Here is a 24,331-nt window from a genome sequence, read left to right as displayed (position 1 = left end):
AAATCTCTGAAAGTTATAGAATTATGCAGACTGAAAATATTCATTTGCTATTGGTGGAAGATAATTCTGGCTACCTCACTCAACTTATAGAGTGGTTAAATGATTATGGTTATCGTCAGATTCAGACTGCTTCTAGTGTAGTTGAAGCAACAGAAAAGTTATGTGATCCTTTTGATGTCATAATTGCTGATATGCGAATGGAGCAAGATAACAGTGGATTTGTGATTTTGGAAGAGGTAAAAGCAGGTAATCTTTCATCAGTGGTGATTATCCTCACTGCTAATGATAATGTGATAGATTGTCGGAATGCTTTTAAATTGCAAGCATGGGACTATATTTCTAAAACCATGCGGGGTAATGTTTTTGATACTCTCCACGATTCTATCCAAGAAGCTATTACTTATTTTAATCGCTGGGGTAATGTCCACAATGAACAGTGGATAATTGAAAATCTGGAAATTTTAGAAAAAGACTATTGGGGTAAATATATTGCAGTCATTAATAAAACTGTAATTGAAACAGCAGATAATGAAGATACCCTCAACAAATTACTTGAGGAACGAAAATTAAGACGGTTTTTAACTACTATTAGAAAAATAGGTAATTTACAACCAATTGCTGAACTTATAAAATTACCGGAAAGTCCGAAACTAGAATACAAAAGCACTTTGCAATGGGATGTTAGACAAAATCGTAAAAATGAGGATTTAAAATTTAGTGTCCTTAAAACTATTGCTGCTTTTCTCAATTCTGAAGGAGGAACTTTAATTATTGGAGTTGAAGATGATGGTAATATTTTTGGATTAGAGCAAGATTTAGCTATACTTTCCAAAGGTTCTCTAGATCAACTTGAACAGACAATTGTAAATCTAATTTGCGATCGCATTGGTGCTGGTTTTATGTCATTAGTTACGGTTAGATTTGAGACAATCGAAAGTAAAGTAGTCTGTGCAATTGATGTCAGAAAATCAGATATAATAGCTATTATGCAAGGTAAAGATAAAAAATCAGAACTCTACATTCGTGCTGGTAATACCTCAAAATCTCTGGATATTTCAGAAACAGTAGAATTTTGTCTAAAGCAGGGTAAGCTGTCAGGGGAAAGTTGTTAGACCAAGCGATCATCTCAATTCCTGGTATAGTAGAGATATAAGAAACTCAAGAGCGATCGCTCTTTAGAAAGAACAGTCCAAGTATTAGGAATAGGTTTTGGTGGTGGTGCTATATTTTCCGGTATTATCACTACGCACATAGATAAGATCAACTCACCTTTATTACCAAAAAATTACTTTTCAGCTTCATTAATTTTAAGCATAATTGCTACCTTGGGATGGACTCTTTTGGTTTGGTTGGTTATATGGATAACAAAACGCAAATAGTTGTTAAAGATATTCTGCATGAAGAAGAATATGAACAAGCAATTTCAAGATTAAATGATTTACTTGATGAAATTGGTACTAATGAACAACATCCTCTTTATCATTTATTAGATACATTAGGAACAATAATTGAGGCTTATGAAATAGAACATTATCCCATTGCTAATTGTCACGGAAATGATGTATTAGCTTATTTAATGGAAGAACACAAACTGACTTTATCAGATTTACCTGAAATTGGTTCATCCGAATCGGGAAACCGTTGATTAATTAACTCTAATTGTCCAATACTACTTAAAGCAATTAAAACCGATGAATTACTAACTGCTTTCATGATAATATTTCTAATGTCTCTAAATCTGTTTCTAACTCTTCTAAATCATAACTACGATCAATATTTTCTTGTCCCAATAACTCATGAAATTCCCATTTACTTAATTGCGACAATTCACGGGCTTTCCCAAAAGAAAGAATCCCTTTTTGATAAAGTCTAATTGCTAATTCAGTGCGGATGCGATGCAGACGTTCATCAGGAGGTAGACGTAATCCCTCAGTTACTTGATCAGGAATTTCTAAGATTAGTTTACTCATATTGTTTCACATCAGGATCAAGAATAATTATATCATTTTGTTTAGGGAAATGTTCTACTGTTGTTGTCCCATCTTCATGATGAATAGTAACACTATATCCTTCTTGATATCGTTGAGAATATTTACCCCGAATAGGATTTTTTAGTTGACTTAAATCATATTCTTCCATGTATTTCTTATTAAAAGAAAGATCGTCTACCCCACCTTCAATAACTCCTTCCCATTTTCTTAATAGATCATGAGGAGAAGCTTCAGGCTTTTTTAGATTTGAGATTTCAGAATCTTGATTAACTTGGTGATTACCCAATTCAAATGCTAGAAACTCAACAAAACGGAGAACTTGCTGCTGTTGATCTATAGGTAACTGCTGCATGGTAGTTACTACCTTTTCCAGAATTGTCATGATCTTAATTCTTTTGAGATTGTGTATTCACCTTAATTATTACGCAGAAACAGAAACTTCCGACTGATAGCAAATCCCCGCTTCCTTGAATCTTTGTAAAGCTTCACCCAAGCGATCGCAATCAGCAATTAAACTAATTCTCACATAGCCTTCACCACCCACACCAAAGGCATTTCCAGGAGTCAAAACCACCCCAGTTTGCTGTAAAACATTCAAAGCAAAATCTGTAGAATTCATTCCCACCGGACATTTTATCCACAAATACATAGTCGCTTCAGTTTTGGGAATATTCCACCCCAATTTACCCAAACCATCAATTAAAAAATCTCGACGAGTGCGGTAACGTTGTTGAACTTCATGTAAATAAGAATCAGGGAGACTCAGGGCAGTTTCTGCTGCTGTTTGCAAAGCCGAAAAAATGCCATAATCTAAATTGGTTTTGAGTGTCCGCAAACCTTGGATCACATGACGATTTCCCACGACAAAACCAACGCGCCAACCTGCCATATTATAGGTTTTAGATAAAGTGTGAAACTCGACACCAATCTCCTTAGCGCCAGGAATTTCTAATAAGCTAGTGGGTTGATAACCATCAAAAGCTAATTCGGCATAACATAAATCATGGACTAAAAGGATTTCATACTTCCGTGCAAAAGCGACAATTTCTTCAAAAAATTCGCGGGGGGCGGTAGCTGCGGTAGGATTGCTAGGATAATTGAAATAGAGAATTTTAGCCTTTCTAGCTACTTCATCAGGAATAGCTGCTAAATCAATTAACCAGTTATTTTCTTCCTTGAGAATTAAATTGTGGATAACTCCCCCAGCAATAATCGGACCACGAAAATGCACAGGGTAAGATGGTGAAGGTACTAATACAGTATCACCAGGATTAATATAGGCGATCGCTAAATGTCCCAAACCTTCCTTAGAACCGAGTAAGGGTAAAGCCTCACTATCAGGATCAAGGGTAACACCATAACGGCGATTATACCATTGAGTAATCGCCTTACGGAAACTAGCCGTTCCTTCAAATGGAGGATAACCGTGATTAGCGGGATTTTGCAAAGCTGCTATAGCCGCTTCTATCACAGGTTGGGGAGTATGTCCATCAGGATTACCCATACCCAAATCAATTAAATCCAACCCTTGTTCTCTAGCCTTAGCCTTTAATTCATCCAAACGAGCAAATACATAAGGCGGCAATTTTTGTATCCGTTCTGCGGGAGACATCCAACTCAAACTCATTCCTTCACCTCGTCACTTATTCCCCTGGTGGAAACACGATTAATATCTATTGGTGCAGTGGTAGAAACCATTGCGGCCATCAATTGTTCCAACGCTACATTAAACGGTAAACGGTGGATATCAGAATTAGGTTCTAAACTAATTTCCGCTGCTGTTTGTAACTCACCCAAAGTGATATTACCTAGTCCCAAATCTGCTAATTTTTGGGGTAGTCCAATCTCTGCATAGAACTTCAACAATTGTTGTCTTGCTGACGCTGCTAATTGATTTCCTTGGATCATTTCTTCTAACCGCAGTTGTACCAGGATACCATAAGCGACCTTTTCCCCATGAATGCTCCCATGTCCAGAAATATGGGTTAAGCCATTATGGACTGCATGGGCGGCAACCGTGCGACATTGCGCCCCACCGAGTCCCCCAATTACTCCAGCTAGGAGTACAGTTGCGTCTACAACTTCTTGCCAAATTTTGCTACCGGGGGACTGTAGGGCTGCGGCGGACTTTTGTAATAAAATATCTCGTAAAACTCGCGCTTGTTGGACTGCGGCAATAATTAAAGTTTGTTGTAAATGTCCACTACTCACTGAGGCTTCATACCATTTAGCGATCGCATCCCCAATTCCTGCTATTAATGTGCTTGGAGGTGCAGTCTGAACTAAATTATAATCCAAAATCAGCAAATCAGGACAGCGAGATAAAGCCACATCATATAAAAACGCCCCAGTTTCTGAATAGACATTAGAAAGGGCAGTCCAAGCCGCACAGGTAGCCCCAGAAGTGGGAATTGTCACAATTGGTAATGTCAATTGGTGGGCGACTAATTTAGCCGTATCTAGGGCTTTACCACCACCAATCCCGATAATCAGATCAGCTTTATGTTCTTTAGCAGCTTTGCGTAAAGCCTTCAAACTAGCTTCACAACAATCAGCACCATAGGAAACTGACAAAGGATGTAATTCTGGAGATTGGAAAAGAGGTTGTAAACTCTCTTGACTCAGATTAAGAGTTTGGTTGCCGGCAATAATTAACGGACGACTCCCGAAATTAGCGACTTCAGCCGCAACGGTTGACAAAACTCCCGCACCGCGAATTACTTTCCCAGGGGAAACAGAAAGGCTGAAAAATGAACTAGTCGTTTGAGTGGACAAAGTTTCAGTAGAATGTTGATTAGGCATGATCGTTATTTTGCCAAAACTATTGATATTTCTTAATCAAATTTTAAAATAATCTTTATTGTATGATAGATGACCAAAAAATGTGCAAATAGAAAATCAGGATGTAGGGGCGCAGGGCCTGCGCCCTGTCAGATTTTCCTATTCCCTCTTAACTATCATGTCACCTGTCACCTATGAAGCTGTAGGTTTTGGTAAGGAAGCAAACTTGTCTAAATAAACTTCTACCACCATTTCTGGGTCTTCACGACTGACCAAAGTGCGATTTATTTGACCCAAGTACAGCGGTACAGATAACCCTATTTCTGGGTGGATAATGGTGCGAGCGCGGACTATCATTTCCTTGCTACCACCAGTACCTAAGCGACCATAGGAATAAAGGTTACTAGCTGCTTGACGTAAAGTGGCTTCTAATTCTGTGGGAGTAATTTCTGGGGTGATCGCAATTACTGTTTGGTTAGAACCGTTGTCATAAACTAGGGTGTACTTGACAGCACCAGGAATAATTGTACGACTCAGGGGAACAAGGGAAAGTGAAAATAACCCCCCTGTCAGTACCAGCATAAAGCCAGTTGCACCCACCAATCGAAAGCGAAAGCCCCATTTGAGTATGAAGGCCAAGATTGTCAGAACTGCAAATACTATTGTCGCAATACCTGACCATTGGGTATATTGGAGAAAATTAGCGGTACTAGGCATAAGGTTTTAATTACGGACAATTACCATCTTACCTATGAGCAACACCAGATTTTTATGCAAAGCAAAACGCCCCCCATTTCTGGAGGGCGATTGTTTAATTAAGCTATTAACAAAGCTTTAATTATTAACCGTTGATTGCAGGAGCGCTTAAAGCAACAGGAGCAACATCAGCAGCAGCCAAGTCTAGGGGGAAGTTGTGAGCGTTGCGCTCGTGCATTACTTCCATACCTAAGTTAGCGCGGTTGATTACGTCAGCCCAGGTAGCGATAACGCGACCTTGAGAATCCATGATGGATTGGTTGAAGTTGAAACCGTTCAAGTTGAACGCCATGGTGCTGATACCCAAAGCTGTGAACCAGATACCAATTACAGGCCATGCAGCGAGTAAGAAGTGTAGTTGACGGCTGTTGTTGAAGGAAGCGTATTGGAAAATCAAGCGACCAAAGTAACCGTGAGCAGCTACGATGTTATAGGTTTCTTCTTCTTGACCGAATTTATAACCGTAGTTTTGTGATTCGTTTTCGGTTGTTTCTTTAACTAAGGAAGAAGTAACCAAAGAACCGTGCATTGCGGAGAACAAAGAACCACCGAAGACACCAGCTACACCCAACATATGGAAGGGGTGCATCAAGATGTTGTGTTCAGCTTGGAACACGATCATGAAGTTGAATGTTCCAGAGATACCTAAAGGCATACCGTCAGAGAATGAACCTTGACCAATTGGGTAGATCAAGAATACTGCGGTTGCTGCTGCTACAGGAGCAGAGAATGCTAGGCAAATCCAAGGACGCATACCTAAGCGGTAAGAAAGTTCCCATTCACGACCGAGGTAGCAGAATACGCCGATCAAGAAGTGGAATACTACCAACTGGTAAGGACCGCCGTTATACAACCACTCGTCTAAGGAAGCAGCTTCCCAAATTGGGTAGAAGTGTAAACCGATAGCGTTGGAGGAAGGAACTACTGCGCCGGAAATGATGTTGTTTCCGTAGAGTAAAGAACCTGCAACTGGTTCGCGGATACCATCAATGTCAACTGGAGGAGCGGCGATGAATGCAATTACGAAGCAAGCGATCGCAGATAGGAGGGTGGGGATCATGATTACGCCGAACCAGCCGATATATAAACGGTTGTCGGTGCTTGTGATCCACTCACAGAAGCGGCTCCATACGTTAGCACTTTCGCGCTGTTGTAAGGTGGTTGTCATGTGTTTATAATTGCGTTTGAGTTATGTATGTTTTGGTAGGTGTTTCTACCTTATGAACCTATATTAAGCCCTATGTTTCGATTTGTAAAGGGGTTTTCGTAATATTTTTTGATAAATTTAGAAACCTGGGTTATCTTTATGGCTATAACCTAGATATGGCAAGGCTTTCTACTGTTAATATTTTTTATAACAACTTTTAATTTTCTTGTTAAATAGGTAGGTGGAGGAACCTCTGACGAGCGTAGCCATCGCATAACTCACTATAATTGTGACCATTTAGGGAACACCAAAAAATAAATTACCCAATTTTGTGGGATGGGCATCCTGCCCGTCCTTGATGATTAGCGGGCAATTCGTCCCGCACCACAAGAAATTTTTGGGTATTTTTTTAATTGGAAGTCCCTTATGGCTTGCTGATAGCGTAGCGTGGCGTTAACCATATAAAGCTAAAACCGTTTATTAATAAAGGTTTCGCGGATTTTTATCACAAAAAAGTGCCAGGTTTTGGCTGATGGTGTCTCAAAATAGGTGCATTTTTCCTTGTCGGATTTGGAAAATTGAGGATATCCATATAGCAATACCTTGTCCATTTTTTGTAGGTCGGGTTAAGCGACAGCGCAACCCCACGCATTTGTTGGGTTATGGCTTCGCCACACTTCGTGAACGTACCTCAACCCAACCTACAAATCAAGACTTTTTTCGATTTGGACAAGGTATTGATATAGCTAAAACTGTTCCCTGCCTTCACCTGCCTTCACGGACAACTTTTATGGCTTACGCCACGCTACGCTATCAGCAAACCCTATTTATTTCTCCACAACAGCTAATTTTAAAGGATACAAAGGCTCAGATCCATTTAACTGCCAAATTCTCAATACCAATACAGCAGCAACAGTTAGCCATACACAAGAAAAAGATAAAATCATTCCCGCTAAAGGAACAGTTTGCCAATAAATCGCTGTCACCACTATAGCCGATAACCAAGGACCTAAAATCACCACAGGAACAGCAGCACCTAATCTCCGTTCTACGGTAAAAATCGTATTCCAAGTATCTCCTAAAGCTAGATGTATAACAAACAGAATTAACGGCAATATCAAAAATTGGTGATTCATTTCCTGCCAAATTAACACCGAAGAAATTACCCGCAAAACCGCAATTATCATCCAAACTATGGGAAATGCTAAAGGTGGAGGAGACCACTTTGGTCTAATTACTTGATCATACGTTGTCCGAGAACGAGTATTATCTAAAAGGGAGAAGATCCGGGAACGGATACTTAATAAAGCAAAAAATAATGCGGTGACTAAAGTGCTAAACCAAATAGGAAAAAAAGAATTATTATCAATCAATATTACCAATTTTTCCATTCCCAGCAATACAAGAATCATCACTCCTATTTGTAGGATAGTTCCTAATTTATAAACTAGAACTGCCTTGATATCTAGTTCTTGTGTATCCGCGGCTGATGTATTTAGAGACTGTTCTTGAGTCCCAGTTTTTACACCCATTACTATATTGACAACCTGTTCAAGTATGCCACCATTATTGGATTGATTCATAATTAAAAGATAGCGAGTAGTTTGTAGTTGGTCATAATAAGTTATTATATGATATGTATGGAAATTTAGCAGCTAATAGCGGTGTACTTTTATCAGGACATCAAGCCTCCATTATTGGGAATGATGTAGCTTTTGGTAAAAGATGCGCGATTGGGTTATCATTAACTCAAATACTTGATATCATTGTTAATCTAAAATTCTCTTACTCTACCAAATACTAATATGTCATTTGTTCCTTTACATATTCACAGTGATTACAGCTTGCTTGATGGTGCTAGTCAACTACCAGAATTAGTAGATCGAGCGATCGCATTAGGAATGAAAGCGATCGCCCTCACAGATCATGGTGTCATGTATGGCGCAGTTGAACTGATAAAAATCTGCCGCAACAAGAACGTTAAGCCAATAATTGGCAACGAAATGTACATTTTAAACGGTGAAATTGACAAACAAGAACGCCGTCCCAAATATCATCAAGTCGTATTAGCTAAAAATACCAAAGGTTATAAAAACTTAGTTAAATTAACCACAATTTCTCACCTTCAAGGTGTTCAAGGTAAAGGCATTTTTTCCCGTCCTTGTATTAATAAAGATTTACTCAAACAATATCGGGAAGGTTTAATAGTTACTAGTGCTTGTTTAGGTGGAGAAATTCCCCAAGCAATTATGAGTAATCGTCCAGATGCAGCCAGAAAAGTTGCTAAATGGTATAAAGATGTATTTGGCGAAGATTTTTATTTAGAAATTCAAGATCATGGTTCTCAAGAAGACCGAATTGTGAATGTAGAAATAGTCAAAATTGCCAGAGAATTAGGAATTAAATTCATCGCCACCAACGACTCCCATTTTATCTCCTGTTTTGATGTAGAATCCCACGATGCCTTGTTATGTATTCAAACCGGGAAACTCATTAGCGAAGATAAAAGAATGCGGTATAGCGGCACAGAATACCTCAAATCATCTGAGGAAATGCACCAATTATTCCGTGACCATTTGCCCGATGATATCATTGCTGAAGCGATCGCCACAACGGAAGAAATTGCCGATAAAGTCGAACCTTATCACATCATGGGTGATCCCCAAATTCCCACACCCACAATCCCTTCAGGACACACAGCAGATACTTATGCAGAAGAAGTTGCATGGCTGGGACTTTTAGAAAGATTAAATCGCAAATCTCGCCACGAAGTAGATCAAGTCTATAAAGAAAGATTGGAATATGAATTAAAAATGATTCAACAAATGGGATTTTCTACCTACTTTTTAGTAGTGTGGGACTACATCAAATTTGCGCGAGATAATAATATTCCCGTTGGTCCAGGACGGGGTTCTGCGGCTGGTTCATTAGTAGCTTATGCCATGAAAATTACGAATATTGATCCCGTACATCATGGCTTATTATTTGAAAGATTTCTCAATCCTGAACGGAAATCAATGCCAGATATTGATACAGATTTCTGCATTGATAAACGAGATCAAGTAATTGATTATGTAACTGAAAAATATGGTGTTGATAGAGTTGCTCAAATTATTACTTTTAACCGTCTCACATCCAAAGCAGTCTTAAAAGATGTTGCTAGAGTATTAGATATTCCCTATGGTGATTCTGACAAAATGGCAAAAATGATTCCTGTAGTCCGGGGTAAACCTACTAAACTGAAAGTAATGATTTCAGATGAAACTCCCGAACCAGAATTTAAAGCCAAATATGATAATGATCCAACGGTGCGGCGCTGGATTGATATGGCTATGCGAATTGAAGGAACTAACAAAACCTTCGGTGTTCATGCTGCCGGTGTCGTTATTTCCGCAGAACCATTAGACGAACTTGTTCCTCTACAACGCAATAATGATGGTTCTGTCATCACCCAATATTTCATGGAAGATTTAGAATCATTGGGATTATTAAAAATGGACTTTTTGGGTTTGCGGAACTTAACCCTAATTCAAAAAACCATTGATTTAATTGAACAAAGCAAAGGATACCGAATTGATCCTGATGAAATTACAGGACAAGAAAGAAAAGCACAAAAAATATTAGCCAAAGGTGATCATACTAACTTACCAAAAGATGTTGCTAAAGCTTATTCACTATTAGAAGCTGGTGATTTAGAAGGAATATTTCAATTAGAATCTTCAGGAATGAAACAAATAGTCCGAGATTTGAAACCTTCAAACATTGAAGATATTTCTTCTATTTTAGCATTGTATCGTCCAGGTCCATTAGATGCCGGATTAATTCCTAAATTTATTAATCGTAAACATGGACGAGAAGAAATTGAATATGATACTCAAATTTTAGAACCAATCTTAAATGAAACCTACGGAATCATGGTTTATCAAGAGCAAATTATGAAAATTGCTCAAGATATGGCTGGTTATAGTTTAGGACAAGCTGATTTACTTCGTCGCGCTATGGGTAAAAAGAAAGTATCAGAAATGGAGAAACAAAAACAAAATTTTATTGATGGTTCTGCAAAAAACGGTGTAGTACCCCAAGTTTCTGAACATTTATTTGGGGATATGTTGAAGTTTGCTGAATATTGTTTAAGTTACGACACAGAAATTTTAACTGTTGAATATGGTTTTTTACAAATTGGGGAAATTGTCGAAAAACAGATTGAATGTAAAGTCTATACTGTTGATAGTAATGGAATACTTTATACTCAATCAATTGCCCAATGGCATAATCGCGGACAACAGGAAGTTTATGAATATTTATTAGAAAATGGGGCAATTATTCGCGCGACAAAAGATCATAAGTTTATGACTGAAGAAGGGCAAATGTTACCAATTGATGAGATTTTTTCTCAAGGGTTGGATTTGTTACAAGTGGGTGTGCATGAAAATATGAATTTATTTCACGCAGAGGCGCAGAGGTAAGAGCTTTGGCGGTCGCTATAAGTGAAAACTTCCACTTAAACGAGATATTGGGGATAATGAGTAATATCTAATATCAGACATAGCCAAAGAGACTTAGGAATTGTGGCGTTGCTGATTAAGGGTATGAATTTTAGTCTCACGCAAAGGCGCAAAGACGCACTGAGGTTTGAGTTTTAAAGGTTCAATTTGGGAATTTCATACCTCAATATGGCTTCGCCACGCAGGCTATCAGCAACGCCGGAATTGTCAGTAGGGGCGGGGTTTCCCCGCCCTAAATTGTATTACTAATAGTTTATGAAAATTAAATTTAAAATTACCTGAGTCTGCTTTTTAAGCGCGTTTATCATCTATGTTAAGCCTACACTGACTTATGGAGTACAGTGTAGGAAGATGTCACGCATTCTGGGGAGCAGGTATACTATCGGCTGTCGCTTCTGAACGAGGAAAAGTTGGTAAATCAATACCACCATGATTTGTGTAGCGGTTTTTGAGCGCTAAACGGTAACTTACACTTTGCAATTCGGCTTGCAATTGGCGATTTTCTCGTTGTAGTATTGTTACTTTGTCTCGTACTGGTGTCATGCGTTCCTCAAACTTACGACGGTAAATTTGGGGCAATTCTTGTACTACTTGCTCTAACATTCGACTACGATCAGTTAGTTCTTGTACAGACTGACGTAATTGATATATCTCTGTATCACGATTTGTAATTTGCTCTTGGTAGAACGTTACCTGCTGTTCTACAGCTTGGATTTGATCTCTTAAAGCTTGCAATTGACTGGAATCTATCTCTGGCTCAGATTTTGGCGGTGTAAAGTTAGTATTACCCTTGACTAGCCGAAATAGTTCTTGTGATAACTGTTGAACTAATTGATCACGCAGTTGCAAGTCTTGGCGCAACTGGGATATTTCCGTAGACAGTTCTTGGATGTTTGGTATATCAGATTGGCTCACGGCACTTAAAGCTCTTACTTAATATATATACAGTTATACTTGATTTTTGACTTGCGCCGATTGTATCACATACTGAGCAATTTGATTAAAATAATTTAGAAATTTCTATAATATACTCAAAACGACTTGATTGTTTGATTCTAAATTAGGGGTAAAGCAAGCGCTTCATTGGTGTCAACTTAAGCTCAAATCCCTACCACATCTCGTTCCTAGTCTCTGACTAGGAATGCAGTTGATGAGGCTCTGCCTCTAATATTATTGAAGGCAGAGCCTTCTAGAATTCATTCCCAGTCTCTGACTGGGAATGAGATGACTTGAGTTCTTTGCGGGATAGAGGTTTTACGTTAAGTTGACACCAATGATCACTGCTAAACCCCTACACATCTAGTACAAAACGGCGTAAATAAACCAACCATTCTAAATCCTCCAAAAGCCTATACTGTCTTCATTTTGACTTTTGACTTTTGACTTCCGCCTTGCGGTACTAGGTTCTTTGTCATTTTGCAAAAGTTTATATCCCACCTGTGTTTAGTATACAAGTAGTTGCTTGTATCTAAAATATTTATAGAATTATTAATTAAGGCTTGCTGATAGCGTGGCGTATGACTCCTGACTCCTGACTTCTTGATGGTGCAGCATGACACAAGCCATACTGCTGAAACCCTAATTAATCACTTGGGAAAACGCGGTTATTAAGCTGCTACAACTTCTTCTGCTGGTTTTTCTTGGTGAACTTCTTGCTTGACGGTCATATAACGAATTACTTCTTCGCTCAATCGCATCGCCCGTTCCATGATAGCGATTACTGTTCCAGGACCTGTGTAGTTGAGTTGAATATAAACGCCATCACGATGTCTTTGAATTTCATAAGCTAGACGACGTTTGCCACGGTTTTGAATTTCAATATTCTCAGCGCCGTGTTCACGAATGAGGTTTTCGTATTTAGCAATTTGTTGTACTACCTGTTCATCTCCCAAGTCAGGACGCAGGATGTACATGGTTTCGTAAACTGTGGTCATGTTTTTTAAATTTACCTTTTGGACAAAATGGCTGAAGAGGTGTTAATTCACACAAACATTGCTGTGAGCGATAATTTTATTGATCAACATCTCAAGCAACAAGGAATTTTGACAATTTTTTAGCCATTCTACACTAACACAATTTTTAGCAGGATTTGTCCACTGGTTAATAGGTTGTTAATTAAATTCATCAGGTCTTCCATATTTATCTTATAATTTGACAAGTTTTCAATGGCAATCATTAACCACATTCTGCATAAAAGAAGCATATTTAAGGATATTTGTCAAACTTATGGCGCAGCGATATGTGCGAGTTCAAAGTCAAGAAGGGAAAATTCACTATGGGTTGCTCCAGCTTACTCAGAATGTGGAGGTGCTAGATGCTCCACCTTGGTTGGATGGTCAACCTACGGATTTAATCCTGCCATCCAATTCTTACACGATTCTAGCTCCCTGTGCGCCTTCAAAAATCGTGGGTGTGGGCAAGAATTATGCTGATCATGCTGCGGAAATGGGGACTCCTGTACCTGCTGAACCGCTAATTTTTTTCAAACCGCCTACGTCTGTAATTGCGTCGGAAAAAGAAATTAAGTATCCTCATCAGTCTCAACGGGTAGACTATGAAGGAGAATTGGCTTTGGTGATTGGCGATCGCACCTGTGATTGTACCCCAGCCCAAGCCCAAAGTAAAATTTGGGGTTATACCATTGCCAATGATGTCACAGCCAGGGATTTACAGAAAAAAGACCCCCAATGGACTAGAGCCAAAGGTTTTGATACTTTTTGTCCTTTGGGTCCTTGGATTGTCCGAGAATTGAACCCAGGTGCGAGATTACAGACGTTTTTGAATGATAATCCCCACCCAGTCCAGTCTGCTTGTATTGATCAAATGGTATTTTCCCCAGATTTTTTGGTGTCTTATATCAGTCAAGTGATGACTCTATTACCTGGTGATATAATATTAACTGGTACACCGATGGGGGTAAGGGCTTTGCAAATAGGCGATCGCATCCGTGTGGAAATCGAAGGAATTGGTCGCCTAGAAAACACAGTTGTGGGGCGTTAGCGTACCTGCATATGTACTGCATCGGAAATCGCGGGAATTTCCGCATACTTCCCCATTAAAGACTGAGCAACGGAATAAACAACGGCTGCTAATATTCCCATAAAAATAGTTGTAAACAGTGTTTGCATAGCAAATCCACTACCAGGAACTAATTTCACAATATCAGTCAAGATGCTACATAAAAAGATCACAATATCTAAAATGATGGCTTGCATCGTGTTAAAACGAATAAAATGATGAATTTTCTCGTTTCTGACCACCAACAACCACAAAGCAAAGAAAATAATCATCCCCGCAAAGCGGACACCATAGTAAATTCTTAACAGTGGGAACAGAGGTAAAAATATCAGTTTTAAAAGGGGAAAATCATTCATTAAAAACTGACCAAAAGCAAATACCTCAATTAAAGGCAGCAAATAAGGTAAACAAGCGAAAATTCGCTCAGGGAAAGTTGTAGACCCGCGCCAAGACATTTTGTGTTCTCCTGTGGCTAAATTTCAACAGCTATTGAGCTTAGGATAACGCAGATGCTTGACCTTGCTGGCAAATCTATTTTATATTGGCGACACGAAAGCCCATCACACACTCATATTGATCTGGCTGTTGTTCTGTAAACTTATTAATTGCTTGACCACAGCGCAGTTTACCTCCACTCCAGCGAGGTTGTCCACTACCATTTGCTAGTAAACAAGACTGACAGACCTTTTCAGAGCTAAGGATTTGATTGTCCATGAAAATGACTAACATCTCAACCCCTCCTGGTTTTCAATAGAGCAATCTCAAAAAATGTTGGTAATAAGTAGGTTGGCTTTGAAAATTGTCGTTATAGCAAGGCAAGAGGCAAGAGGCAATAGGCAAGAGGCAAGAGGCAAGAGGCAATAGGCAAGAGGCAAGAGGCAAGAGGCAAGAGGCAATAGTTTTATTGTGTTCACCTACTTAATGTAAGTCGCTAGTTAGGTAAATTGTCAGAATCAGGATGTCCAGGATTAAAGGATGAACAGGATGAAACCAGAGCTTTTTTTACCAATTACCAATTACCAATTACCCATTACCAGCCTCAACGAGATAACCAAGTAGTGAGACAGAATTAATTACACAATGTCATTGCATTAGCGTGGCGTGGCGTTAGCCATATGGAACGAAGTTAAATGAAGCAATTCCAAGGGTTGTGATTGCTTCCCTTCGCTCGCAATGACTGTAAATATTTTTGTCCAATTACTTAGCAACTTGAGTTAATAACAAAAAGTTGTTCATCAAACCTAGTTTTATTGTATCTTGTATCTCTGGTAATTTTGTGAGTTTAAGTACAAAATAATACATAACTTCAGGCTACCACGTTGATTAAAGTCAACAATTCTTAGATAATTACTTTCCCCGTTCTCAAGAGACTTCCAAATAAAAAAATGTCCCAAAACTGATGCAGAAATTCTCTCTCTGTGTACTCTGTGCCTCTGTGGTTCGTTTCTTAGGATAATTTATTTCTTGGAAGTCTCCAAAGGTTTTCCGTCTAAATTCTTATAATAAACAAATTGCCTAATTTACAACTTTGGTAATAGGTTTAACCCCAATTTCAATTTTCATCAACTTTATCAGCATCATCAAAATGACAAAAACTAACTCAGACCTACTAAAAAACTCCGATCCTGCCATTAATGAACTAATTAACCAAGAATTACAGCGTCAACGTGATCACCTGGAATTAATTGCCAGTGAGAACTTTACCTCCGCTGCCGTATTAGCTGCTCAAGGTTCAGTATTAACCAACAAATACGCCGAAGGCTTACCCGGTAAACGCTACTATGGCGGTTGCGAGTTTGTTGACAAAATTGAACAAATAGCCATTGACCGAGCTAAACAGCTATTTGGTGCGGCTCATGCCAATGTTCAACCCCATTCCGGCGCCCAAGCTAATTTTGCCGTCTTCCTGACCCTGCTGCAACCAGGAGACACAATTATGGGTATGGACTTATCTCATGGGGGACACCTGACTCACGGTTCACCAGTGAATGTTTCTGGTAAATGGTTTCAAGTCCGTCATTATGGCGTAAGTAAAGAAACCGAACAACTAGACTATGACCAAATCCGTGATTTAGCGATCAAAGAACGTCCTAAACTGTTGATTTGTGGTTATTCAGCCTATCCTCGGATTATTGACTTTGAAAAGTTCCGCAGTATTGCTGATGAAGTTGGCGCTTATTTACTTGCAGATATTGCTCACATTGCTGGTTTAGTGGCGACTGGTCATCATCCCAATCCTCTGCCTTATTGCGATGTTGTCACAACTACAACTCATAAAACCTTACGTGGTCCTCGCGGCGGATTGATTTTGACCCGTGATGCCGAATTGGGTAAAAAGCTGGATAAATCAGTGTTCCCCGGTACTCAAGGTGGACCACTAGAACACGTTATTGCTGGTAAGGCTGTGGCTTTTGGTGAAGCTCTCAAACCTGAGTTTACAGACTATTCTGGGCGGGTAATTGCAAATGCTCGGGCGATGGCTACTCAATTACAAAACAGAGGCTTTAAATTAGTGTCTAATGGCACTGACAATCACTTGATGTTAGTAGATTTACGTTCTGTTGGCATGACTGGGAAGAAAGGAGATCAACTAGTTAGCACTGTGAATATCACCGCGAATAAGAATACAGTTCCCTTTGATACTGAATCACCTTTTATTACCAGTGGTTTAAGATTGGGTTCTCCAGCGATGACAACTAGAGGTTTAGGTGTGGCAGAATTTACGGAAGTTGCGAATATTATTAGCGATCGCCTACTTTCCCCCGATTCAGATACAGTAACTAAAGATTGTTTAATGAGAGTGGCGGCATTGTGCGATCGCTTCCCATTATATCCTCACTTAGAAATTCCCGTACCAGCCCTAGTTTAAGCAACCTTGGATTTTGGGTTAATATCAGTAATCCAAAATCCATAACAGGAGGTAGGGGCGCAGGGCCTGCGCCCAGTCAGTCTCAGGGCCTGCGCCCAATCAGTAGTCAAACTCTCGTTTACAAGCCACAGCAAAACGTTCAATTCCCGCTAAATCAGCATGAATAGAAATATTGCCATAATTCCCATTACTTACCAATAATTCCCGCACCATTTCCGCCTGTCCTGCCATCATTTCAATTAACCACAGCCCTCCAGGACGCAAATAATCAGGGGAAACATTAATTAAATGACGGATATAGTCTAAACCATCTGCACCACCATCTAAAGCTAAATGAGGTTCATGTTTAACCACTTCCGGCTGTAAAGTTAAGACCGTATCACTAGGGATATAGGGTGGATTGGATACCATACCGCTAAACTGACCCTTGAGAGATTCTAGAGGTTGCCACCAAGAACCCTGATAAAATTGCATCCGTTCCCGAAAACCCAAATTTTCAGCATTGGTTTGAGCTACGGCTAAAGCAGCAGGACTAATATCTACAGCATGAATCATCGCATCTGTAAAGACTTCAGCTAAACCGATGGATATCGCCCCACTACCCGTCCCCAAATCCGCCCAATGTCCAGCTTTCATTCCACCATTAGCAGCAGCCACAGCCAAATCAATCAATATCTCTGTTTCTGGTCTAGGAATTAAGACCGCATTGGATACCGTGAGTTGAAACTTTCGCCAAGCCGTCATGCCCGCAACATACTGAACCGGTAAACGGTCATCTAATCGCCTTTGCCACAATTTCTCTAATTCTGTTAAAGACAATTGTATGGGGATTTCCTGCCATGTTTTGAAAGACTCTAAACGCAGTGCCAAGCGGTCTAAATTAGCTATTGTTAATAATAGCCAATCTACCTCCATTGGGGATATATCCGCAGCTATAGCCGATTGAATTGCGGTTGTTCGCCACTGCCAAAGTTCTAATCCAGAAACTTTATAATTTGGCTTTAACATATCAGGAGGTAAAAATAATTTTCTATTTCTTGGGTTGCGCGGGAACTATAGAACGAATAAATTCTATTGACTCCCGTGAAGGAAACAAGAAAATTTTATTAGTGCTGGGATCATTACTACTACTGAGTGTATCAATCACTCTATACAAATCTAATACCTGAATTTCTGTATTAGCTGCTTCCTGTGGTTTAGCCTTTTTAAATGCTTCTAAAAGAGCCACTGCTTGTTCTTTTTCAAAATAGAAAGGAATTAATCGCTCCTTTCCTGCTTGTCCTTTGGGAATTGTTAAATAGCTATTGTCTTGCTTAAATTTTGGCACAAACAAAGGAATACCATCAAATTTTTTGTCTGTTTTACCGCTGGTATTCAGCATAGTTATTGCTTGATCCACTTGTTGTTTACTAGGGACTAAGCTAAAAACTATATTAGAGTCTTTCTTCTTATTATTTTCTACAACCAATTTATAGTATTCTGCTAAAGAAAGAGGTGTGATTTTGATAGTGCTTGCTAACTGAGGATTTTCTTTTTTTAGTCGCTGTTCTAGAAAAATCTGAGCATCTTTCTTGCTCAGAAAAAAGCCTACCTGGGAAATAGTCTTGGATTGATTTTTCCTAGAGATAACTACAAATTCTCCTTGGGCATTAGTTAGTGTAAAAACGGGTACTTCTTGTAAAGTTTTTACCACTTGCTCCTGTGGTAAAGCTAAGGCTTGGAGATTATTGATTCCCAATATTCCGCCAAACATCACACTACCAGCCAAACCCAATGTCAAGCCCCAACGTACCAATAATTTCATGCTCACTCCTCACTTCAATAATTTCATTAATGCCAGCAATTACACGAATTGTCAGATTTAGAGACTTCCAATTAAAAAAATATCCCAAAATTTCTTGTGGTGCGGGCATCTTGCCCGCTAATAATACAAGGACGGGCAAGATGCCCATCCCACATCCCACAAGATTGGATAGCGTTCGCGGAGCGTCCCGGAGGGAACTAGCACTGCTGCAAGCAGTTCATCTTTTTTGTGGAGTTCTCTTATATAGCAGACCATTTATTTTACAAAAAACTTATGGTAGCTATTTGGTATCAACTATCAATTCTCAAAATAGGATTTTGTCAAACCTTTTGGTGGTGATGATATTATCACCTCTAGAAACTGAATATACACATTAAAGTTATTTTATTTTTATTTTTGCTTGGCTATTCATTTCCATTATCCCACCCAAAAGCCTGAAAACCCTATTATATGTCTTCTCTAGGAAGAAAGAAGATCCTGATGTTTTGCCATTCCATCTCTGTTTAATGACGCTCTGATTACATCTAACGTTCCAAAAACCACCAAAAAGCTGTTGATCAGGTGTTTGGCGATTTTGGGAGGTTATAATTTATGCCAGTTGCCAGATCATCATACGCTTAAAATCAAGATTTAACATTGATACTATTCTCATCCAAGAATGAAGCAAAAATTTATCTATGAATCTTAAAAACGTACAAAAGTTATAGTTAAACAACAACAATTAACGACAGTCAGATCTTAGAAGCCACCGGAAGTGGGAAAATAAAATCATGCCAAAAGAAGACCTAGAGAGGAAAAGCCGATAATATGCACTTGAGTGAAATTACCCATCCTAACCAGTTGCATGGTTTGTCAATTCGGCAGTTGCAACAAATTGCCCGTCAAATTCGTGAGAAGCACTTACAAACCGTAGCAGCCTTTGGAGGGCATTTGGGTCCTGGTTTGGGCGTTGTCGAATTAACACTAGGACTTTACCAAACCCTAGATTTAGATCGGGATAAAGTCACATGGGATGTGGGACATCAAGCCTATCCTCATAAATTAATTACCGGACGCTACAGTAATTTCGACACTCTCCGTCAAAAAGATGGCGTTGCAGGTTATCTCAAACGCTGCGAAAACAAATTTGATCATTTTGGTGCAGGACACGCTTCTACAAGTATTTCCGCCGCATTAGGGATGGCTTTAGCCCGCGACTTAAAAGGGGAAAAATTTAAAACCGTTGCTGTCATTGGTGATGGGGCTTTAACTGGGGGTATGGCGCTAGAAGCCATTAACCACGCTGGACACCTCCCCAAAACTAATCTGCTGGTGGTTCTCAATGATAATGAGATGTCAATTTCTCCCAATGTGGGGGCGATTCCTCGTTATCTCAATAAAATGCGGTTGAGTCCACCTGTGCAGTTTCTCTCAGATGGAATTGAGGAACAGTTAAAACATCTTCCTTTTGTTGGTGAATCTATCTCTCCAGAACTGGAACGCATCAAAGAAGGAATGAAGCGGTTAGCAGTTCCTAAAGTCGGCGCAGTTTTTGAAGAATTGGGCTTTACCTACATGGGTCCAGTTGATGGACATAATTTAGAAGAATTAATTGCCACATTCCAACAGGCACATCAAATTACTGGCCCAGTTTTAGTTCATGTAGTCACAACTAAGGGTAAAGGCTATGAACTAGCAGAAAAAGATCAAGTCGGCTACCACGCTCAAACTCCCTTTAATTTAGCTACTGGTAAAGCGATTCCTTCTAGTAAACCTAAACCTCCTGCTTACGCTAAGGTCTTTTCTCATACTTTAGTAACACTGGCGGAACAAAATCCTAAAATTGTCGGTATCACAGCCGCAATGGCTACTGGTACAGGCTTAGATAAACTACAAGCTAAATTGCCTAATCAGTATATTGATGTGGGTATTGCTGAACAACACGCCATTACTTTGGCGGCTGGTTTAGCCTGTGAAGGTATGCGTCCTGTCGCTGCTATTTATTCCACTTTCTTACAACGTGCCTTTGACCAAATTATTCACGATGTTTGCATTCAAAATCTACCTGTATTCTTCTGTTTAGATCGGGCGGGGATTGTTGGGGCTGATGGTCCGACTCACCAAGGGATGTATGATATTGCTTATCTGCGTTGTATTCCGAATATTGTGGTCATGGCCCCCAAGGATGAGGCGGAATTACAACGGATGGTTGTGACTGGGATTAATTACACAGATGGACCTATTGCTATGCGTTTCCCTCGTGGCAATGGTCACGGTGTCCCCTTAATGGAGGAAGGCTGGGAAGCTTTAGAAATCGGGAAGGGGGAAATTCTCCGCCAAGGTGATGATGTGTTGATTGTCGGCTATGGTACGATGGTTTACCCAGCAATGCAAGCGGCGGAAATTCTCAGCGAACATGGGATTGAAGCAACTGTAATTAATGCTCGTTTTGTTAAGCCTTTGGATACTGAGTTGATTTTACCTTTGGCTAAACAAATTGGTCGGGTTGTGACTTTGGAGGAAGGTTGTTTAATGGGTGGCTTTGGTTCTGCTGTGGCTGAGGCTTTACTTGATGCTGATATTGTTGTCCCTGTGAAGCGGATTGGTGTCCCTGATATTTTGGTAGATCATGCTACGCCGGATCAATCTTTTGCAGCATTAGGTTTGAGTAGTTCTCAAATTGCGGAAACTGTTTTACAAGCTTTTTTTAAGAAGGAATTAGCTGGTGTGAAATAGTTTTTATTGTCTGAATCAGGATTTTCAGGATTTGAGGATTTTCAGGATTTAATTATTTGGCGTTGGTGGATAAAAGTATAAATTCGTCTCACGCAAAGGCGCAAAGGCGCAAAGAGTAAGAGTTTGAGAAATGGAATTTTTGATTTTTATACCTCAATTCAACAACGCCAATTATTTTATATGTATTTCCTTATCCTGTTTATCCTTTTACCTTGGGTATCCTGATTCGGGAACAGGGAACTTTATTAATAAACGGTTTTAGCTTTAAGTAGGTGAACACAATAAAACCAAACTGTGTAAAGAAATGTAAAATCGCTGAAAACTTCTTTACTATTGCCTCTTGCCTCTTGCCTCTTGCCTTGCTATAACGACAATTTTCAACGTCAACCTACTTATATGGCTAACGCCACGCTACGCTATCAGCAAACCCTACATAAATAAATGCTGACAATTCAAACCCCTCTCCACGATTGGAAAGGGGTTAATTGTTACTACTGAAAATTCAATTCCAGCAATACTTAATAAGCGTTTTGTAACTCGTAAAAATCAGGTGAGATGTAATCCTTTCGTAATGGCCAACCTACCCAATCTTCTGGCATCAAAATCCGTTTCAAGTTAGGATGACCTTCATAGATGATGCCATACATATCATAGCTTTCCCGTTCTTGCCAGTCTGCTGTTTTCCAAATCCAGTAAACTGAAGGTACAGAGGGATTTTCTCTAGGTAAAAACACTTTCACCCTGATTTCTTCAGGACGGTCAGCATTATCACTAACTTTGAGTAAATGATAAACACTTACCAATTCTTCTCCTGCACCTAAGTCAATACCGCCCTGAAATTGCAGATAATTAAACCCATAGGCGTACAAAGCTGTAGAGATGGGAAGTAGAAAATTTGCAGGGACTTTAATTATTTCTACTCCGTTAGCGTCAAGTTCTAAAAACTCATGGAAAAAGCCATTTTCCGCTAACCATTGGGAAACTTTACCGGGTTGAACTAAAGCTGATTCCGCTACGGGAACTGGTTTCGATTCTTCTTCAGCCACGTGCTTGTTCCTCCTTCTGTGTCTTTGCTGTCAACAATCCTGGGGGTACAGCCATACCAATTGCTTCTGTTAGTTCTTTAGGCGGATTGAAGCGAGTATCTGACTGCATATACTTACCCGTTAATATGTCGGGAACTGGCTTCATATTATGAGTTGTACTGTAGTAACGGTGGACTTGCTTGATGTTATCCCGTTCCTGCATGGACTCATTGGCAATTTTCTTCCGCAGTTTAATAATTGCGTCAATAATCGCTTCTGGACGGGGCGGACAGCCCGGCAAATACACATCTACAGGAATTAGCTTATCAACTCCGCGCACTGCTGTCGGGGAGTCAACGCTAAACATTCCCCCAGTGATTGTACAAGCACCCATAGCAATCACATACTTGGGTTCGGGCATTTGTTCATAAAGACGCACCAATTGGGGAGCCATCTTCATGGTAATTGTCCCGGCAGTGATGATTAAATCGGCTTGTCGGGGGCTACAACGGGGAATTAACCCAAAACGGTCAAAGTCGAAGCGAGAGCCGATTAATGCCGCAAATTCAATGAAGCAACAAGCTGTACCAAACAGTAAAGGCCACAAACTAGAAAGCCGCGCCCAGTTGTAAAGGTCATCAACGGTGGTTAAAATCACGTTTTCTGACAGTTCATGGGTGACTGTAGGACGTTGAATGGGGTTGATGATTTGTTCTGTGTCCTGGGTGATGATATGAGAATTTAAGACCATTCCAAAGCTCCTTTCCGCCATGCGTAAACTAAGGCGATGATAAGAATCGAAATAAAGACTAGGGCTTCGATAAATGCCAATAAACCCAAACGGTTAAATGCAACTGCCCAGGGATACAAAAATACTGTTTCTACGTCAAAAACAACGAAGACTAGAGCAAACATATAGTAGCGAATGTTGAACTGAATCCAAGCTCCGCCAGTAGGTTCTAGTCCGCATTCGTAGGTAGTGCGTCTTTCTAGACTGTTCCCACTGGGTCTAAGAATTTTTGAGGCTGACAGTGCTAGGACTGGTACTAGGCTACACAGGATGAAAAAGCCTAGAAGGTACTCGTAACCGCTAAGAACAAACACAATGTTTTTCTACCGCTAATGGTGTAAGGAATAAGCTATCAGTTATCAGTTTTATGGCTTGATAGGTGGCAACTGACAAGTGTTCAGTGAAATATATGGATAATGTTCTTTTACATTATATCTTTTAGGGTTTTCTGAAATCTGGGCAACAGAGTAGATCCTTGTATTTGAATCCTTTTGATTAGTGATAGAAAAGTCCAACAATTATGTCATAATTTGTAACGTATATTTAATAATTCCCCTGAAGCGAGACTAAAAGCCATGAGTGAACAAGCTGAACAAGCTATGGAAACTCCAGTGTTAGACCGCTATGAGTGTCGCTCTTGCGGCTATGTTTATGAACCTGAGAAGGGAGACGATAAAAGTGATGTTCCCCCCGGAACACTTTTTGCAGAACTACCGACAAATTGGCGTTGTCCAGTTTGTATAGCCAAGAAAACTGCTTTTGCGAATATTGGACCGGCGGGTACTGCCTCTGGCTTTAAGGAGAATTTGGGTTACGGTTTAGGTGGTAATACGCTGACACCAACTCAAAAGAACATTTTGATTTTTGGGGCTTTGGCTCTGGGATTCTTGTTTTTCATTAGCCTTTACGGACTACAGTAAAAACCGCTAT

26 protein-coding genes are annotated in these 24,331 nt (G+C 39.8%); 10 read left to right on the top strand and 16 right to left on the bottom strand.

Features of this window, described 5'->3' with window-relative positions; translation table 11 throughout:
• Positions 1-23 precede the first annotated feature (23 nt).
• Together HEQ36_RS13935 and HEQ36_RS13930 are read left to right on the top strand one after the other, a co-directional pair.
• Entirely contained in the window at positions 24-1,112 is a 1,089-nt protein-coding gene (locus HEQ36_RS13935; RefSeq protein WP_168636231.1) for an RNA-binding domain-containing protein, read from the top strand.
• 245 nt (positions 1,113-1,357) lie between these two features.
• A complete protein-coding gene (locus HEQ36_RS13930; protein ID WP_233455500.1) occupies positions 1,358-1,645 on the top strand; it encodes a type II toxin-antitoxin system HigA family antitoxin in 288 nt (95 codons plus the stop codon).
• 64 nt (positions 1,646-1,709) lie between these two features.
• Here HEQ36_RS13930 and HEQ36_RS13925 read toward each other — a convergent pair whose 3' ends face one another.
• The 7 genes from HEQ36_RS13925 to HEQ36_RS13895 all read right to left on the bottom strand — a co-directional run bounded on the left by HEQ36_RS13925 (position 1,710) and on the right by HEQ36_RS13895 (position 8,258).
• The gene (locus HEQ36_RS13925; protein WP_039202188.1) at positions 1,710-1,970 is read right to left on the bottom strand and encodes a UPF0175 family protein; all 261 of its coding nucleotides are present in this window, start codon (positions 1,968-1,970) and stop codon (positions 1,710-1,712) included.
• Complete coding sequence (locus HEQ36_RS13920; RefSeq protein WP_168636212.1) at positions 1,963-2,373, bottom strand: hypothetical protein; 411 nt, start codon at positions 2,371-2,373, stop codon at positions 1,963-1,965. Before HEQ36_RS13920 ends, HEQ36_RS13925 begins: the two co-directional genes overlap by 8 nt.
• A gap of 39 nt (positions 2,374-2,412) precedes the next feature.
• Positions 2,413-3,618 carry an aspartate aminotransferase gene (locus HEQ36_RS13915; RefSeq protein WP_168636230.1) on the bottom strand — a complete coding sequence of 402 codons (1,206 nt, stop codon included), beginning with the start codon at positions 3,616-3,618 and terminating at the stop codon, positions 2,413-2,415.
• Positions 3,615-4,793 (bottom strand): iron-containing alcohol dehydrogenase family protein, encoded by a 1,179-nt coding sequence (locus HEQ36_RS13910; RefSeq protein ID WP_168636229.1) that lies wholly within the window; start codon positions 4,791-4,793, stop codon positions 3,615-3,617. The genes HEQ36_RS13915 and HEQ36_RS13910 overlap by 4 nt, the downstream gene beginning before the upstream one ends.
• A gap of 171 nt (positions 4,794-4,964) precedes the next feature.
• Entirely contained in the window at positions 4,965-5,489 is a 525-nt protein-coding gene (locus tag HEQ36_RS13905) for a Ycf51 family protein (RefSeq protein ID WP_168636228.1), read from the bottom strand.
• 124 nt (positions 5,490-5,613) lie between these two features.
• Positions 5,614-6,696 carry a photosystem II q(b) protein gene (gene psbA / locus HEQ36_RS13900; RefSeq protein ID WP_053540635.1) on the bottom strand — a complete coding sequence of 361 codons (1,083 nt, stop codon included), beginning with the start codon at positions 6,694-6,696 and terminating at the stop codon, positions 5,614-5,616.
• Positions 6,697-7,502: 806 nt separating this feature from the next.
• On the bottom strand, positions 7,503-8,258 hold the full coding sequence (locus tag HEQ36_RS13895; RefSeq protein ID WP_168636227.1) for a TspO/MBR family protein: 756 nt from the start codon (positions 8,256-8,258) through the stop codon (positions 7,503-7,505).
• A 53-nt stretch (positions 8,259-8,311) separates the two neighbouring features.
• Here HEQ36_RS13895 and HEQ36_RS13890 point away from each other — a divergent pair, with 53 nt between their 5' ends.
• Positions 8,312-8,479, top strand: a complete 168-nt coding sequence (locus tag HEQ36_RS13890; RefSeq protein WP_168636226.1) for a hypothetical protein — start codon at positions 8,312-8,314, stop codon at positions 8,477-8,479.
• A 1-nt stretch (position 8,480) separates the two neighbouring features.
• The gene (locus HEQ36_RS13885; protein WP_290707917.1) at positions 8,481-11,141 is read left to right on the top strand and encodes a DNA polymerase III subunit alpha; all 2,661 of its coding nucleotides are present in this window, start codon (positions 8,481-8,483) and stop codon (positions 11,139-11,141) included.
• A 393-nt stretch (positions 11,142-11,534) separates the two neighbouring features.
• Here the strand turns inward: HEQ36_RS13885 and HEQ36_RS13880 are convergent, their stop codons facing one another.
• Positions 11,535-12,095 carry an Npun_F5560 family protein gene (locus HEQ36_RS13880; RefSeq protein WP_053540633.1) on the bottom strand — a complete coding sequence of 187 codons (561 nt, stop codon included), beginning with the start codon at positions 12,093-12,095 and terminating at the stop codon, positions 11,535-11,537.
• A gap of 692 nt (positions 12,096-12,787) precedes the next feature.
• Positions 12,788-13,114: a 30S ribosomal protein S6 gene (gene rpsF, locus HEQ36_RS13875; protein WP_027404731.1), complete on the bottom strand. Its 327-nt coding sequence runs from the start codon at positions 13,112-13,114 to the stop codon at positions 12,788-12,790.
• 292 nt (positions 13,115-13,406) lie between these two features.
• Between rpsF and HEQ36_RS13870 the strand changes: the two genes are divergently transcribed.
• A complete protein-coding gene (locus HEQ36_RS13870) occupies positions 13,407-14,180 on the top strand; it encodes a fumarylacetoacetate hydrolase family protein (RefSeq protein ID WP_168636224.1) in 774 nt (257 codons plus the stop codon).
• Here HEQ36_RS13870 and HEQ36_RS13865 read toward each other — a convergent pair.
• Together HEQ36_RS13865 and HEQ36_RS13860 are read right to left on the bottom strand one after the other, a co-directional pair.
• Positions 14,177-14,653, bottom strand: a complete 477-nt coding sequence (locus tag HEQ36_RS13865; RefSeq protein WP_039205054.1) for a Tic20 family protein — start codon at positions 14,651-14,653, stop codon at positions 14,177-14,179. The genes HEQ36_RS13870 and HEQ36_RS13865 overlap by 4 nt on opposite strands.
• Positions 14,654-14,729: 76 nt before the next feature.
• Positions 14,730-14,927: a hypothetical protein gene (locus HEQ36_RS13860; protein ID WP_053540631.1), complete on the bottom strand. Its 198-nt coding sequence runs from the start codon at positions 14,925-14,927 to the stop codon at positions 14,730-14,732.
• Positions 14,928-15,142: 215 nt separating this feature from the next.
• Here HEQ36_RS13860 and HEQ36_RS13855 point away from each other — a divergent pair, with 215 nt between their 5' ends.
• Entirely contained in the window at positions 15,143-15,271 is a 129-nt protein-coding gene (locus HEQ36_RS13855) for a hypothetical protein (protein ID WP_267902185.1), read from the top strand.
• Positions 15,272-15,783: 512 nt separating this feature from the next.
• Positions 15,784-17,067 carry a serine hydroxymethyltransferase gene (gene glyA, locus HEQ36_RS13850; RefSeq protein ID WP_168636223.1) on the top strand — a complete coding sequence of 428 codons (1,284 nt, stop codon included), beginning with the start codon at positions 15,784-15,786 and terminating at the stop codon, positions 17,065-17,067.
• A gap of 99 nt (positions 17,068-17,166) precedes the next feature.
• On the opposite strand, the gene prmC is transcribed toward glyA, so the two are convergent.
• Positions 17,167-18,075, bottom strand: a complete 909-nt coding sequence (gene prmC, locus HEQ36_RS13845) for a peptide chain release factor N(5)-glutamine methyltransferase (RefSeq protein ID WP_168636222.1) — start codon at positions 18,073-18,075, stop codon at positions 17,167-17,169.
• Between the two features lie 22 nt (positions 18,076-18,097).
• Positions 18,098-18,871, bottom strand: coding sequence for a Tic22 family protein (locus HEQ36_RS13840; RefSeq protein WP_168636221.1), 774 nt, complete (start codon positions 18,869-18,871; stop codon positions 18,098-18,100).
• Positions 18,872-18,900: 29 nt separating this feature from the next.
• On the opposite strand from HEQ36_RS13840, the gene HEQ36_RS13835 reads away from it, so the two are divergent.
• Together HEQ36_RS13835 and dxs are read left to right on the top strand one after the other, a co-directional pair.
• A complete protein-coding gene (locus tag HEQ36_RS13835) occupies positions 18,901-19,248 on the top strand; it encodes a hypothetical protein (RefSeq protein WP_053540624.1) in 348 nt (115 codons plus the stop codon).
• Positions 19,249-19,678: 430 nt separating this feature from the next.
• Positions 19,679-21,586, top strand: coding sequence for a 1-deoxy-D-xylulose-5-phosphate synthase (gene dxs, locus HEQ36_RS13830; protein WP_039205061.1), 1,908 nt, complete (start codon positions 19,679-19,681; stop codon positions 21,584-21,586).
• Positions 21,587-22,104: 518 nt separating this feature from the next.
• On the opposite strand, the gene HEQ36_RS13825 is transcribed toward dxs, so the two are convergent.
• Genes HEQ36_RS13825 through HEQ36_RS13815 form a run of 3 tightly spaced genes read right to left on the bottom strand, consistent with a single transcriptional unit; the run spans position 22,105 to position 23,715 of the window.
• Positions 22,105-22,632 carry an NAD(P)H-quinone oxidoreductase subunit J gene (locus HEQ36_RS13825; protein WP_039205062.1) on the bottom strand — a complete coding sequence of 176 codons (528 nt, stop codon included), beginning with the start codon at positions 22,630-22,632 and terminating at the stop codon, positions 22,105-22,107.
• Complete coding sequence (locus HEQ36_RS13820; protein WP_027404722.1) at positions 22,625-23,362, bottom strand: NADH dehydrogenase subunit K; 738 nt, start codon at positions 23,360-23,362, stop codon at positions 22,625-22,627. Before HEQ36_RS13820 ends, HEQ36_RS13825 begins: the two co-directional genes overlap by 8 nt.
• The gene (locus HEQ36_RS13815) at positions 23,353-23,715 is read right to left on the bottom strand and encodes an NAD(P)H-quinone oxidoreductase subunit 3 (RefSeq protein ID WP_027404721.1); all 363 of its coding nucleotides are present in this window, start codon (positions 23,713-23,715) and stop codon (positions 23,353-23,355) included. The genes HEQ36_RS13820 and HEQ36_RS13815 overlap by 10 nt, the downstream gene beginning before the upstream one ends.
• 261 nt (positions 23,716-23,976) lie before the next feature.
• Here HEQ36_RS13815 and HEQ36_RS13810 point away from each other — a divergent pair, with 261 nt between their 5' ends.
• The gene (locus tag HEQ36_RS13810; protein WP_168466460.1) at positions 23,977-24,321 is read left to right on the top strand and encodes a rubredoxin; all 345 of its coding nucleotides are present in this window, start codon (positions 23,977-23,979) and stop codon (positions 24,319-24,321) included.
• Positions 24,322-24,331 lie beyond the last annotated feature (10 nt).

The sequence above is a fragment of the Anabaena sp. 54 genome (genome assembly GCF_017355725.1).
GTDB lineage: Bacteria > Cyanobacteriota > Cyanobacteriia > Cyanobacteriales > Nostocaceae > Dolichospermum > Dolichospermum heterosporum.
Note: the sequence above shows the minus strand (reverse complement) of the source record. Positions and strands in the feature narration are given on the sequence as shown.

Bases quoted from the DNA above. Each gene is read 5' to 3' on its own strand.
- HEQ36_RS13860 (WP_053540631.1), bottom strand. From the start codon at position 14,927: ATGTTAGTCATTTTCATGGACAATCAAATCCTTAGCTCTGAAAAGGTC.
- dxs (WP_039205061.1), top strand. From the start codon at position 19,679: ATGCACTTGAGTGAAATTACCCATCCTAACCAGTTGCATGGTTTGTCA.
- HEQ36_RS13905 (WP_168636228.1), bottom strand. From the start codon at position 5,489: ATGCCTAGTACCGCTAATTTTCTCCAATATACCCAATGGTCAGGTATT.
- HEQ36_RS13915 (WP_168636230.1), bottom strand. From the start codon at position 3,618: ATGAGTTTGAGTTGGATGTCTCCCGCAGAACGGATACAAAAATTGCCG.
- prmC (WP_168636222.1), bottom strand. From the start codon at position 18,075: ATGTTAAAGCCAAATTATAAAGTTTCTGGATTAGAACTTTGGCAGTGG.
- HEQ36_RS13925 (WP_039202188.1), bottom strand. From the start codon at position 1,970: ATGAGTAAACTAATCTTAGAAATTCCTGATCAAGTAACTGAGGGATTA.
- rpsF (WP_027404731.1), bottom strand. From the start codon at position 13,114: ATGACCACAGTTTACGAAACCATGTACATCCTGCGTCCTGACTTGGGA.
- HEQ36_RS13895 (WP_168636227.1), bottom strand. From the start codon at position 8,258: ATGAATCAATCCAATAATGGTGGCATACTTGAACAGGTTGTCAATATA.
- psbA (WP_053540635.1), bottom strand. From the start codon at position 6,696: ATGACAACCACCTTACAACAGCGCGAAAGTGCTAACGTATGGAGCCGC.
- HEQ36_RS13810 (WP_168466460.1), top strand. From the start codon at position 23,977: ATGAGTGAACAAGCTGAACAAGCTATGGAAACTCCAGTGTTAGACCGC.
- HEQ36_RS13840 (WP_168636221.1), bottom strand. From the start codon at position 18,871: ATGAAATTATTGGTACGTTGGGGCTTGACATTGGGTTTGGCTGGTAGT.
- HEQ36_RS13930 (WP_233455500.1), top strand. From the start codon at position 1,358: ATGGATAACAAAACGCAAATAGTTGTTAAAGATATTCTGCATGAAGAA.
- HEQ36_RS13835 (WP_053540624.1), top strand. From the start codon at position 18,901: ATGCCAGCAATTACACGAATTGTCAGATTTAGAGACTTCCAATTAAAA.
- HEQ36_RS13885 (WP_290707917.1), top strand. From the start codon at position 8,481: ATGTCATTTGTTCCTTTACATATTCACAGTGATTACAGCTTGCTTGAT.
- HEQ36_RS13865 (WP_039205054.1), bottom strand. From the start codon at position 14,653: ATGTCTTGGCGCGGGTCTACAACTTTCCCTGAGCGAATTTTCGCTTGT.
- HEQ36_RS13910 (WP_168636229.1), bottom strand. From the start codon at position 4,793: ATGCCTAATCAACATTCTACTGAAACTTTGTCCACTCAAACGACTAGT.
- HEQ36_RS13870 (WP_168636224.1), top strand. From the start codon at position 13,407: ATGGCGCAGCGATATGTGCGAGTTCAAAGTCAAGAAGGGAAAATTCAC.
- HEQ36_RS13920 (WP_168636212.1), bottom strand. From the start codon at position 2,373: ATGACAATTCTGGAAAAGGTAGTAACTACCATGCAGCAGTTACCTATA.
- glyA (WP_168636223.1), top strand. From the start codon at position 15,784: ATGACAAAAACTAACTCAGACCTACTAAAAAACTCCGATCCTGCCATT.
- HEQ36_RS13935 (WP_168636231.1), top strand. From the start codon at position 24: ATGCAGACTGAAAATATTCATTTGCTATTGGTGGAAGATAATTCTGGC.
- HEQ36_RS13820 (WP_027404722.1), bottom strand. From the start codon at position 23,362: ATGGTCTTAAATTCTCATATCATCACCCAGGACACAGAACAAATCATC.
- HEQ36_RS13890 (WP_168636226.1), top strand. From the start codon at position 8,312: ATGTATGGAAATTTAGCAGCTAATAGCGGTGTACTTTTATCAGGACAT.